This is a genomic window from Oceanobacillus luteolus, from assembly GCF_042678205.1.
GTDB lineage: Bacteria > Bacillota > Bacilli > Bacillales > Amphibacillaceae > Oceanobacillus > Oceanobacillus luteolus.
Genome location: NZ_JBHUDE010000035.1, coordinates 21945 through 34139, shown reverse-complemented (window position 1 = coordinate 34139; position 12195 = coordinate 21945). Strand labels below are relative to the sequence as shown.

Sequence of the window (12195 nt, the reverse complement as noted above, 5' to 3'; positions counted from 1 at the left end):
CCTAAGGAGGGTTAGTTTGAAAAGAGGGTATATCTTTGATTTAGATGGAACGATTTATGTTGATGACCTGTTGATTGATGGCGCAATAGAGGCGATACAGGAATTAAGAAATGATGGTCATAAAATTGTGTTTTTGACGAATAAATCAATTGATACGATCGATAGCTATGTAAAAAAGTTACAAAGGCTTGGGATTGATGTTAGTCATGAACACGTAGTGAACTCGAACTATCTTACTGCCCGATATCTTAGCTCTAGAATGGGTCCAGATGAAAAAGTGATGGTCATCGGGGAACAGCCTTTATTGGATGAACTCGCCGATATGGGGATAGAGGTATCAGATAATGAAACGGAAGTCAGCTACGTTGTATTAGGCTGGGATAGGGACTTCACTTATGAAAAACTGAATCGTGCATTCCAAGCATGGAAAAACGGAGCGGTTGTCGTGGCAACGAATCCTGATCGTACCTGTCCTATTAAAGGAGGACAAATACCGGATTGTGGGGCAATGATCGGAGCGATGGAGGGGGCGACCGGAGAAAAAGTCGATATCATTCTAGGTAAGCCTTCTCCGCTTGCTGCTAGATTTATTGTCGATGACATATTGAAACTGCCGCCTGGTAATTGTTACATGGTGGGAGACCGGTTAGAGACTGATATTCGGATGGGAAATGACTATGGTGTAAACTCTGTTCTCGTGCTAACCGGTATTACAGAAAAAAGTATGGTAAGGCATGCAAAAGACCAACCAGATTTTATTATTGATAGTATTAAAGAATTGCCGAACTTAACTAGAGATTTAGATTCCAAAGCTGCGGATCACCTGCAGACATAGCTAGTGCACCTGCTTCCAGTCCGTCAATAATTTGCTGTTTTTCGCTGATTAACCCTCCTGCAATAATTGGTAGGCGAGTTAGTTTTGTTAAATTGTCAATGATGGATGGCATGATTCCGGGAAGGACTTCTATGGCATCAGGTCTGCTTGCATGGGAGATTTCGATGCCTTTTCTCATAGCGCTTCCATCGATGAGGAAAATACGCTGAATCGTCATGAGACCTTCTTCCTTTGCGAATTTGATTAGGTTGCTTTTCGTTGTAATGATTCCTTTTGGTTGCCAAACATTGGCTATGTATTCGATAGCACTTCTTGTATTGGATAAGCCATCAATAAAATCAACATGGATGAACGTTGTCTTATTATACTTTTTTAATTGATCGAGATATTTTTTAGTAGTTATGAGGTTTCCGGTTAATAGAAATACAATGTTAGCATTGGATTTAGCAGCTAATTCTAAATGATTTTTTTCATTTACAGATGCAATGACTTGAGATTCGACTAGATCGACAATATTATCCAAAAGAATGACCCCCTCATGGTGATTTCTACTATTATATCATAATAGTGATTATTTTAAGAATTTAAAATTCTTCAGTTCGAAGCATAGCATACAGCTATAAAATGGTAGTAACTCGAAAAAATTACTCTCCCTTAAATTGTCCATCTCATAGAGGCGGCAAGAGGGGAGTATTATTTTTATGTTCTATATTCTGTAAACCTGTAAACCTGTTCCTATCTTCCTGCCATGCATACTTCCAACTTTGCCCAAATATAATGAATCTGAACGTTTTTTTATATGAAGTATAAGGCCATACTTTTATATCAACAAAGAATGGGTGGGAAGGAAATGAACAATATGGTTCCAGACCCTTATGTGAATCAGCCGATGATTAGTGACTTTGATTATGAGCCGAGTCGTGATCAACTAAGTGTAGTTGTAAAATATATGGGAACGCCACGAATAGAGAAGTGGAATCTCGGTCAAAGAGGACCACAGCATCCGGCTTTAGAGTTAGATAGAATAACGTTCGCCAGATATGTTACGGGTACTTCGGATTTAATTATCGGCATGGATTTGACGGGGGATGAAAGGGAGCAATTATATCTACTTAAAGGAAATAAAAATCTTATCCCACTGACTGACTCTCCAGAACATGTTCATCGCTATGGAGGATGCTCCCCTGATGGAAAATGGATTGCCTGGTCCAGCAACCGTAGAGATCAAGCCTTTTTAGATATTTATCTCCAGTGTCTAGAAACATTTGAGATTCATTTATTGTTTGCTGAAGATGGGATATTTTCAGTGGCGAAATGGTTTCCGGATGGAAATGCATTATTAGTCAGAAGAGCGAATTCCCCAATGGACCATGATCTAGGAGTTTTATCGCTTGTAACTGGGGAAGTCGACTGGATTACTAATCATTCAGATGAAGCAAGTTACCGTGATGTCCATTTCAGTCCGTGTGGGGAAATGGTCTATTTATTATCCAACAAAGATAGTGAATTCTACGGACTGGCATGTGTCCATCTTTCTACGAAAAAGCTGACTTGGCTGCTGCGGGGAAATTGGGATTTCGAAGGATTGGCCTATCATAAGGAGACTGGCTTGTTTGCTTTTACCGAAAATCAAGGTGGAATCTCTAAAGGATATTTATTTGATTTGAAACAAGGGGCTCTTTATACATGGGACACCCCAATGGGTGTAATCACTAATCTCACTTTTTTACCACGACGAAAAATGCTGCTATTTCAATTGAATGGACCGGAACACCCCCAAGAATTATGGGTTCTTCATCTTCCAACCCTACAGACGCTACCCTTAATGAAGTTAAGCAAATCTTTTGTAGAAAGAAAACCAATCAAGCCTAGCTTACTATCCTATCGTTCATTTGACGGTCTTAACATCCCTTTCTTTTACTATAAGCCAAAGAAAACTTCCAAGAAACTTCCTGTTGTCATCTATCTTCATGGAGGACCGGAAAGTCAAAGCCGAGCTTCCTACCACCCACTCTTACAATTTTTACTAAGCAAAGGCTATGCTGTCGCAGTTCCTAATTTCCGCGGAAGTACAGGATACGGAAAGACATATACTCATTTGGATGATGGACGGAAACGGATGGATGCAGTAAAAGATGTCATATCCATGGTGGATTGGCTTAAACAAGATTCAAGCATTGATGAAGAGAAAATTGTTATTATCGGGGGAAGTTATGGCGGCTTTTTAACGCTGGCGGCGATTAGTCACTATCCCCAATTATGGGTGGCCGCGGTTGATATTGTAGGAATGTCGAGTCTGCGAACGTTCATCGAAACAACTAGTCCATGGAGGAAGTGGCAAAGAGAAATGGAATACGGTACGGTTGAAGAAGATGGGGATTTTTTTAATCAGATAGATCCTCTACATCATGCTGATGAAATTATAGCGCCTTTGCTTGTCATCCACGGTGTAAATGATCCGCGTGTCCCCATTGGCGAGTCGGAACAAATCGTCCATAAACTGAAGCAACGAGGGCACTCGGTTACATATCATCGGATGGAAGGGGAAGGGCATAAACTAGTGAGTCCAGAGAATGAAATTACTGTTTACTCGATGATAGCTGCTTTTCTGAAGCAGTGTATAGGAAAACTATAAAATATTTATCCAAGGCTCTCCATTGTAATGGGGGCTTTTTTTATGGAGAAAGAGTGATTGGTAAGAAAATTTTTTGTTCCGTAAAATAGGCTCCTGTATTAGGAACGATACCCATGTTTTGTACATAGTTTGTTGGTGAGTACTCTAAATATTCATGTCTTCTGGAATCAAACTTATTTGCTGTAACTGTGTTGTTTACATTTCAATTTCGGGAATAAATGATAGTTTAAATGGAGGGGAAAAGAAAGTGAGTAATTTCCATCATGATCTACAATCGTTAGATGTTGGTGATTTTCAAGCCAGTCAGCCAATACCATGGGAGCAGAATCAGTACGATGCGAATCAAGAGTTAATTGGTTTTGGATTAGGATTTGGCAGCTGCTTCTTCTTTAGCTGTTTTAACTGTGCTAACTGTTTTAATTGCTCTAACTGCTTTAGATGTAGTAACTGCTTCCGATGTAGTAATTGCTTTAATTGTGGTAATTGCTTCCGATGCGGTCGTTGTCACCGCGGAGAATGGTAAGCGGTTTAGTTGTTTCGTTTTCAACTTAGAAGGCCTCTGTATGTTGCAGAGGTCTTTCATTATAAATAGGACATATAGGACAAATTGCTGTACATACGATGATAAAGGCAGTCTTAATGAAACATACGAATGGGCTAAATAGGGATAAGGAGGATTGAGATGGGAAATCTGAAACCTTCTATGCGTCTGAAAGTGAAAAGGGACACGTTTTATCTACCGGAACCGGAAAGAGGGGTTTATTTTCGAAATAACGTAAATTCATTTCGCATGGAAGGCAGTGGGATCGATCAGTGGGTGGAAAAATTATTACCGATGTTCAATGGAGAATACACGTTGGAATATTTGACCAATGGCTTGCCGGACCCTTACCGAAAGCGGGTTTTTGAAATTGCGGAAGTACTTTATGAGAATGGGTATGTTCGTGATGTAAGTGAGGACCTCCCACATCAAGTATCGGATGCGCTCCATAAACAGTACGCATCGCAAATTGAATTTGTGGACAATTTAGTTGGCTCTGGGGCAGCCCGTTTTCAGGACTTCCGTCAGGCGAATGTGCTCGCAGTCGGTTCTGGTTCGATGCTGAACGCATTGGTTTCTTCGTTGGTTGAATCTGGTTTGGCTAAGGTCCGGGTGGCGATCACAGACGAAGCCCGGACCAACAGACAACGAATGAAAGAACACGTGGACCAAGCGCGAATAAAGGATCCAGAGGTTGAATTAAAGGAGGTTTCACGTGAGAAAGAGGAATGGCGGGACATCGTGGAACCCTTTGATGCGATTTTGTATGTAAGTGAGGAGGGAGAACTGGAGGAACTGAAGTCTCTGCATACCGTCTGCAGGGAAACTGGAAAAATGTTTCTCCCCGCCATATGCATGCAGCAGGTCGGTTTAGCAGGTCCTCTTGTACATCCAGATTCCGAGGTATGTTGGGAATCAGCCTGGCGCCGTTTACATGATGCAGCTTTATTTAAAGAAGAGCGAGAACTTGTTCATTCTGCTGTTCCAGGAGCTTTATTGGCTAATGTGATTGTATTTGAGCTGTTTAAAAAAGTTACAGGTATAACGGAGACGGAACAAAGTAATCGGTTTTTTCTACTAGATTTGGAAACCCTGGAGGGAAATTGGCATGCGTTTTTGCCTCATCCATTAGTAACGAGTAATGTATCTGCTGAATGGGTGGAAGATATTGAGAAGCGGATTCAAAACGATATAGAGAAAGTAGAGTCAGGAAAACTACTACTATTTTTCAACCAGTTGACCGCAGCGGAAGCAGGCATTTTTCATTCTTGGGAGGAGGGAGAGTTAAAGCAGCTTCCGTTATCTCAGTGCAGTGTGCAGGTAGTCGATCCGTTGTCAGAGGGACCGGCCCGGTTGATGCGAGAGAAAATTTGTTCAGCTATGACTCATGAGGAAGCAAGAAGAGAAGCAGGACTAATTGGAATTGAAACGTATGGATCACGAATGGCCAGTTTGGTCATTGATTCGCTGTCACTTGATAAAGGATTAGTAGAATCTGAAGGAATGGTCGGGATTGGAACTGGTACATCGTTTGTGGAAAGTGTTGGACGTGGATTGCGGAAGTGTTTGGCTGAGGAGCTTCGAAAGCAACAACGTAATCAGGAGTATGCTGTTTCTAAAGTACAGTTAAGTTCGGTAGAAGATGAGCGCTGTCGCTTTTATTTAGAGGCACTGACTACGATTCAGGGAGCACCAATGATTGGGATAGGAAAGGATGTATCCGGTTTGCCTGTCGTATGGGTAGGTACGGAAGATCGATGGTATGGCAGTGTGGATTTAAATAGAACAATGGCATTACGGAACGCGTTACAACAGGCAATCAGCAAAGAGCAAAACAAATCGGGTACTTCGAATGAATTCGTCTGTGAGGTCACGTCGGTTTATATGGAAGAGGATTCACCTGTCAGTCTTACCATTCCTGAATGCAAAGACAAGATACAAGCCGATGTCCTGCAGGGAGCCATGGATACGTTGAAACGGAATGGAAAACAGATTTTCGTATTCGAATTAGGGCTAGAACCTGTTTTTAAAGAAAGACTAGCCGGCGTATTTGGTGTTTTGTTGCGAGAGGAGGATTCATGATGAATTCCTTCGTGTTGATCGTCGGGGAAGGGGTGCTGGCTGAATCTGTAAGTAAAGAACTGGCGGCACATCATCTCGTTTTCCGTAAGTCGAATCTTGGAGAAAGTATTCCAAGTAATACAGATTTGGTGCTTATATTGGACGATGGTTGGAAACCTTCGACACATCAAAAAGCGGAAAAAGTATTACAAAAAACGGATACTCCTTGGCTCAGAGGCTTCATTTCATTTGGGGAAGGCGTAGTTGGTCCGTTTGTCCAACCTGGCAAGGCAGGTTGTTCTCAATGTGCGGATATGAGGCGTTTTATGGGCGGGCGTGATCGCACGGAAATGGTGGAAGTGCAGCAAAAGCTGGCTGCAGGTGGAGGTATTGGAAGTGACCCGTGGGCTTCAAGGAACGGACTTTTGCAAATGGCTCACCTGATAAACGTGGAGGTACAGAAAGTATTACGGGGTGACCAGGTAGATGCAGACGGAAAGGTTCTTCTCATTGATCTGAAAACACTGAGGACCTCGTCACATTATTTTCTGCCCAATCCGTTGTGTCCAGTCTGCGGTGGATTACCTGACGATACAGAGGAATTAGCCCGAATTCCACTAGAACCAAGTCCGAAAGTCAGTTCCGGCAGTTTCCGCAGCCGTTCATTGGATGAGATGAAAGAAGCTATTGTCAAAGACTATCTGGATAACCGTACGGGAGTTTTGAACAGTAAAATCTATGATCTCGTGACTCCATTTGCTGATGCGAGTGTTAATCTGCCGATGTTAGCCGGGGACGAGAGAACCGGTGGCCGAACCCATGTCTATGAAGAAAGTGTATTGACGGCAATCTTAGAAGGGTTGGAGCGATATTGTGGTTTAAAGCCACGTGGCAAACGGACGGTAACCCGTGATAGTTATCGTAATCTGGAAAATCAAGCACTCAATCCTTTGAGTGTCGGCGTGCACGCGAAGGAAAACTATGCGCAACCTGGTTTTCCATTTAAACCGTTTGACCCCGATCGTTCCATCGATTGGGTTTGGGGTTATTCATTGTTGGAGGAGCGTTCCATCCTAGTTCCTGAGCTCCTTGCTTATTACAGTATCGGACACGGAACAGAAGGTTTTGTCTATGAGACTTCTAACGGATGTGCACTTGGGGGAAGTTTAGAGGAAGCCATTTTCTATGGAATGATGGAAGTCATCGAACGTGATTCCTTCCTGATGACTTGGTATGCAAAGCTGAATCTTCCACGGCTCGATCCTTTATCAGCTGATGACGAAGAGTTGGAATTTATGGTCGAACGTATGCGGGCGGTTGCTGGCTATGATTTGTATTTGTATGATGCTACGATGGAACACGGTGTACCTAGTATTTTTGCAATAGCTAAAAACAGAGAGGAAAAGGGATTGAATCTCATCTGCGCAGCCGGCTCCCATCTCGATCCAGTACGGGCAGTGAAAGGCGCGATTCATGAGCTCGCAGGCATGATGCTGAACCTGGATGAAAAACTGGAAGCGAATAAAGAGGAATATGAAAAAATGCTACATGACTCTTCTTTGGTGAGACAAATGGAAGACCATGGCATGCTTTATGGTTTACCGCAAGCAGAAGAGCGTTTAAGTTTTTTGCTTAATAATGATGAGCCGATGAGGACGTTCAAAGAGTTCAAGTGGAAGTCGAATCATGCGGACCTTACCGAGGATTTGCAAGATATCCTGCGGGCGTTTCAAAAGTCTAACCTTGATGTTATTGTAGTGGACCAGTCGACACCGGAAACGTTACGAAACGGATTGTATTGTGTAAAAGTACTGATTCCAGGGATGCTGCCAATGACATTTGGGCAGCACCTTACTCGCCTCACAGGACTGGAGAGGGTACTCCGCGTCCCAATGGAGCTTGGGTATACGGAACAACCGTTGACACCAGAGCAACTGAATCCCTATCCGCACCCGTTTCCCTAAGGCTGATGAGGAGGTAGAAGATGAATCTGGAAGAGTTTTTACACAATCTACAGTTTGATATGGATAAGGCAAATCAGCCAAATGTGGAAGTGGATTGGGACGATGCACCACTAGCATATAAAATCTACCGTGGATTACCGACTGTTCCATTATCTTTGGAAGTGCCGTTGACGCTAACTGGAGGAGAACCTCCTGCCAAACCAAATCTTCATCGAGTCGGTCATTTTCTCTGGTATGTATTCGGTACGACGCAATGGAGCCAATCGGTCTTCCCAGCAGATTCCAAGGAGCAAGATTCCTATCCTATACAGTCTTATCGGCGGTTTGCTCCATCTGGTGGGGCGCTGTACCCTAACGAATTGTACGTGTATCTGAAAGTGGAGGAACTCCCTGATGGAGTCTACCATTATGATGCAGCACACCATCGGCTCGTATTATTGCGCGAAGGAGATTTTGATTCTTATTTATCCAAAGCCCTCGGCAATCGCTGCGACATCTCCTCGTGTTTTGGTACAGTTTTTGTATCAACCATGTTCTGGAAAAATTTCTTTAAATACAACAACTTTGCCTATCGACTTCAAGGGCTGGATGCTGGAGTGCTCATGGGACAATTACTGGAAGTAGCGAAAAGGTTTGGCTATGCCTCTGGTGTGTACTTTCAATTTCTTGATTCCGCAATCAATCATTTGTTGGGAATATCCGAACTGGAAGAGAGTGTATATAGTGCCATCCCATTATCAGTAGAAGTAACAAACTGGTCTGCTGATGGAAGGAGCCGTAATAAAAATATTACTTCGGAACAGTTAATACAGGAGCTGCCAGCAATTCAAACCGAACATTTGGAGCGGTCACAATGTGTCAAAGAATATCCGATGATCAGTGCGATGAACGAAGCTTCCAAACTGACTTCGACAGGCTCATTTTCGGTTTACAGAAGGGGAAAAGATATTGATATTGAACAGGCTGAGTGCACGGTGCCATTGCCTCCAGTAACATCTTTGTCTTATGATTTCGCCGAGGTTTGTAAAAAGCGATTTTCTCCAGACGGGGATTTTGTTTTAGGAAAAGTGAGCCAAGAACAGTTAGCAACACTTCTCGTAGAGGCAATGACTTCCTTTTCATACAGAAATGATTTGGATGAAGCGTATAGAAGGGAACCCCATGTATCTATTTACTGTTGTTTATATAATGTTGAGGGGATTCCAAATGGCGCGTACCAATATGACAGTACGGAACACCTATTAAGAGAAATACGCCCGGGAGATTATCGACTTCACCTGCAAACTGGAATGTCGATGGATAATGTGAATTTGCTTCAAGTACCAATCTGTCTGCATATAGCGGCTGATAAGGATTTTGATAAGGAAGAATTAGGTTATAGGGGTTACCGGATCAAACAAATGGAAGCTGGCATGCTCGTGCAACGATTGCTTTTGGCTGCATCGGCCCTCGGGATTGGAGGCCACCCGCTTCTTGGATTTGACTCGAATTTGACTGATGAACTATATAAACTAGATGAACAAGGTAAGACCAGTCTAATCCAAATCCCAATTGGTCCCTATCGTCCCAGACCTTGGTTGAAGGGGAGTTTGCGCAGTTGAGGGCAGGGGGTTAGACGCTTAATTGTATTTCCTCCTAGATGTAGAACCTACACCCTAGGAGGTTTTTTATTTTCCTGATAGGATAATTATTAATGACTAGAATTTATTCCCAACCAAAATCATTTACAGATACAATGATTTATACTAATTTAAAGATGGAAGAACAATAATGAAGATTTTTTTCGGATAAATAAGGAGCAATCATAATGAACATCGACGATATAATTACTGCTAGAGAAAAGATGATGGGAACTGTCCATCAAACGAATCTTGAGTACTCCAGTACGTTCAGCAAACTGACAAATAATGAAATCTATTTAAAACTAGAAAACCTGCAAAAAACGGGTTCTTTTAAAGTTAGAGGTGCTTTCAATAAAGTCCATTCCCTAACGGATGAGGAACTGAAAAGAGGGGTGATTGCGGCTTCTGCTGGTAACCATGCCCAGGGAGTTGCGTTTTCTGCAAGTGCATTGAACATTCCATGCACAATCGTCATGCCAAAAGGAGCACCGATCAGTAAAATTCAAGCGACGGAAAACTATGGAGCGAAAGTCGTTTTAGAAGGTGAAACATTTGATGACGCCAACAACTACGCGCGACATTTGCAACAGGAAACAGGTGCTACGTTTATCCACGCGTTCGATGATGAAGGTGTGATTGTTGGACAAGGCACGATCGGTTTGGAAATCCTAGAGCAGCTGCCTGATGTGGACGCTGTCGTTTGTCCGATTGGTGGCGGTGGTTTGATTGCAGGCATTGCCACAGCAATAAAAGAAATCAATCCGAACGTCAAAATATACGGAGTCCAAACAAGCGCAGTTCCAAGTATGAAGCGGTCTGTAGCTGAAAGGAATCCGATCATGGTCAATGCATTACCAACGATGGCAGACGGAATCGCGGTTAAAAAACCAGGCGATAAGACATTTGAAATCGTGCAAAACTACGTCGATGATATCGTACTTGTCGACGAAATGGAAATTGCCCGCACCATGCTTTTACTATTGGAGAGAAATAAACTGTTGGTGGAAGGATCGGGAGCGGCAGCACTAGCTTCACTAATCTATGGTAAACTTCCATTAGAGAATAAAAATGTCGTATGTTTGGTCAGTGGTGGAAATGTGGATGTCAATTTCATTTCTAAGATTATCGAGAGAGGCTTGGTGGAATCGGGAAGATACAGCACATTCAAAGTCATCTTAAACGATAAACCAGGTGAACTCGAACAATTACTGCATGAACTTGCCGTAACGGATGCGAATATCCGCCGAGTCATTCATCATCATGCTGGCAAAGATGTCCTTCCAGGCTACGTCCAAGTGGAAATATCCGTTGAAACGAGAAACAAAGCACATATCGAACAAATTGATTGGATGTTGAAAGAAAAATATATGCATGTAGAGTTTATTTAAAGCTCGATGGTGGGAAAAGATTGGGGGCGGCTTCTGAAGAGGTACGCCCTCTAAATATAAAGGGGTGTAATCAATGGAACTTCAATTTTCTATTGTTGATTCTCATGAAGAATGCACACATTTCTTAATTGAAGATGAAGATGCCGAGAGACTAAATGCCGTTGGAGTACAAAACGGAAAGCTTTATAATTTGTTTTATGACAAAAAGGCGGACGAACATTTTATCGTAAATGATGATGGAGTGAGCTGTGTAGATATTGAAATCTTGGTCCAAGTTAAAATGCTGCGTCAACATATTTAAGGTGATTTTGAAAAAGCTTCAATCATAATTCCTAGAGTTCCATATAAAAATAACAGACCCTGTACCAAAATTTCATTATCCTCCCTGTTGTAAGAGAATACAGCAGGGAGGTTTTCTATTATTCTACCTTACTCATATAATTTCAGAAATTTACATTTAATATTTGTAGAAAAATGGTATAATTTTCATGTAAATCTCACAAATGGAAATGAACTTGGAAATTACGATACTCTCGGGGGGAATGAAATGAATAAAAAATTGTTTCTGGTCTTTGCTATTATTCTTTTTATCGTCGGAGCCAATTATTTTATAGACCCAGTAGAAATGGAAGAATCTCTTCCAGAAGAATCAGAAGAAATGAAAAAGCTGCAGAAGGAGTACAATCAATTAAGTTTAGATTATATCAATTTGAAAGCGGAGAAGGAGGAGCTACAAAATCAAATGGAATCCATTCATGCAGATTATTTTGATAGGTATATTTACGCATTTGGTTATCAGGATGAATCTCTGGGTGAATCGAGTGAACCTCTTCATGAGGAATTTGGGGAGGATAAGTATGTATCCTTAATAGAGGATGATTTTGGATTTCAATTATTTGTATGGGTAAGAGGTCAGGAATATCCATTTTACATAGATTTCAGTACTTTAAATCAGGAAAACGAATTTGATGTTGGCCCCTTTGTAAGTGGTGAAGATGTGGCTGTTCTGGGTGGTATAGCAACAAATGATCAATTTGAAGATGTTTTTGTATTGCAAGATGATATGAAGCATGGAGCGGATGTAATTCAGATTGAAGATGACCTATTTGTCTGGTATAGCATCTTAGATTTTTGAGGAAGATGGATCGA

Annotated in this window: 10 protein-coding genes; 9 read left to right on the top strand and 1 reads right to left on the bottom strand. The window is 41.9% G+C overall.

Going from position 1 to position 12195, the window contains the following annotated elements; all coding sequences use genetic code 11:
* Nucleotides 1-16: 16 nt before the first annotated feature.
* The gene (locus ACFSBH_RS07140; RefSeq protein ID WP_251513267.1) at nt 17-835 is read left to right on the top strand and encodes an HAD-IIA family hydrolase; all 819 of its coding nucleotides are present in this window, start codon (nt 17-19) and stop codon (nt 833-835) included.
* On the opposite strand, the gene ACFSBH_RS07135 is transcribed toward ACFSBH_RS07140, so the two are convergent.
* Nucleotides 792-1358: a glycerol-3-phosphate responsive antiterminator gene (locus ACFSBH_RS07135; protein WP_251513263.1), complete on the bottom strand. Its 567-nt coding sequence runs from the start codon at nt 1356-1358 to the stop codon at nt 792-794. The genes ACFSBH_RS07140 and ACFSBH_RS07135 overlap by 44 nt on opposite strands.
* 327 nt (nt 1359-1685) lie before the next feature.
* Here ACFSBH_RS07135 and ACFSBH_RS07130 point away from each other — a divergent pair, with 327 nt between their 5' ends.
* The 8 genes from ACFSBH_RS07130 (at nt 1686) to ACFSBH_RS07095 (ending at nt 12181) form a co-directional block, all read left to right on the top strand.
* A complete protein-coding gene (locus ACFSBH_RS07130) occupies nt 1686-3470 on the top strand; it encodes a S9 family peptidase (RefSeq protein WP_379596771.1) in 1785 nt (594 codons plus the stop codon).
* 154 nt (nt 3471-3624) lie between these two features.
* Nucleotides 3625-3993 carry a heterocycloanthracin/sonorensin family bacteriocin gene (locus ACFSBH_RS07125; protein WP_379596769.1) on the top strand — a complete coding sequence of 123 codons (369 nt, stop codon included), beginning with the start codon at nt 3625-3627 and terminating at the stop codon, nt 3991-3993.
* 159 nt (nt 3994-4152) lie between these two features.
* On the top strand, nt 4153-6093 hold the full coding sequence (locus ACFSBH_RS07120) for a putative thiazole-containing bacteriocin maturation protein (RefSeq protein ID WP_379596767.1): 1941 nt from the start codon (nt 4153-4155) through the stop codon (nt 6091-6093).
* Nucleotides 6093-8036 (top strand): TOMM precursor leader peptide-binding protein, encoded by a 1944-nt coding sequence (locus ACFSBH_RS07115; RefSeq protein WP_379596765.1) that lies wholly within the window; start codon nt 6093-6095, stop codon nt 8034-8036. Before ACFSBH_RS07120 ends, ACFSBH_RS07115 begins: the two co-directional genes overlap by 1 nt.
* A 20-nt stretch (nt 8037-8056) precedes the next feature.
* Nucleotides 8057-9637 (top strand): SagB family peptide dehydrogenase, encoded by a 1581-nt coding sequence (locus ACFSBH_RS07110; protein WP_379596763.1) that lies wholly within the window; start codon nt 8057-8059, stop codon nt 9635-9637.
* A 203-nt stretch (nt 9638-9840) separates the two neighbouring features.
* Entirely contained in the window at nt 9841-11046 is a 1206-nt protein-coding gene (gene ilvA, locus ACFSBH_RS07105; protein ID WP_379596842.1) for a threonine ammonia-lyase, read from the top strand.
* Nucleotides 11047-11119: 73 nt separating this feature from the next.
* Nucleotides 11120-11347, top strand: a complete 228-nt coding sequence (locus ACFSBH_RS07100) for a hypothetical protein (protein ID WP_379596761.1) — start codon at nt 11120-11122, stop codon at nt 11345-11347.
* Between the two features lie 246 nt (nt 11348-11593).
* A complete protein-coding gene (locus ACFSBH_RS07095; RefSeq protein WP_379596759.1) occupies nt 11594-12181 on the top strand; it encodes a hypothetical protein in 588 nt (195 codons plus the stop codon).
* Nucleotides 12182-12195 lie beyond the last annotated feature (14 nt).

What these genes read in the sequence shown, in the direction of transcription:
- ACFSBH_RS07110 (WP_379596763.1), top strand. Translation starts at nt 8,057, where the DNA reads ATGAATCTGGAAGAGTTTTTACACAATCTACAGTTTGATATGGATAAG.
- ACFSBH_RS07095 (WP_379596759.1), top strand. Translation starts at nt 11,594, where the DNA reads ATGAATAAAAAATTGTTTCTGGTCTTTGCTATTATTCTTTTTATCGTC.
- ACFSBH_RS07130 (WP_379596771.1), top strand. Translation starts at nt 1,686, where the DNA reads ATGAACAATATGGTTCCAGACCCTTATGTGAATCAGCCGATGATTAGT.
- ACFSBH_RS07115 (WP_379596765.1), top strand. Translation starts at nt 6,093, where the DNA reads ATGAATTCCTTCGTGTTGATCGTCGGGGAAGGGGTGCTGGCTGAATCT.
- ACFSBH_RS07120 (WP_379596767.1), top strand. Translation starts at nt 4,153, where the DNA reads ATGGGAAATCTGAAACCTTCTATGCGTCTGAAAGTGAAAAGGGACACG.
- ACFSBH_RS07125 (WP_379596769.1), top strand. Translation starts at nt 3,625, where the DNA reads ATGTCTTCTGGAATCAAACTTATTTGCTGTAACTGTGTTGTTTACATT.
- ACFSBH_RS07100 (WP_379596761.1), top strand. Translation starts at nt 11,120, where the DNA reads ATGGAACTTCAATTTTCTATTGTTGATTCTCATGAAGAATGCACACAT.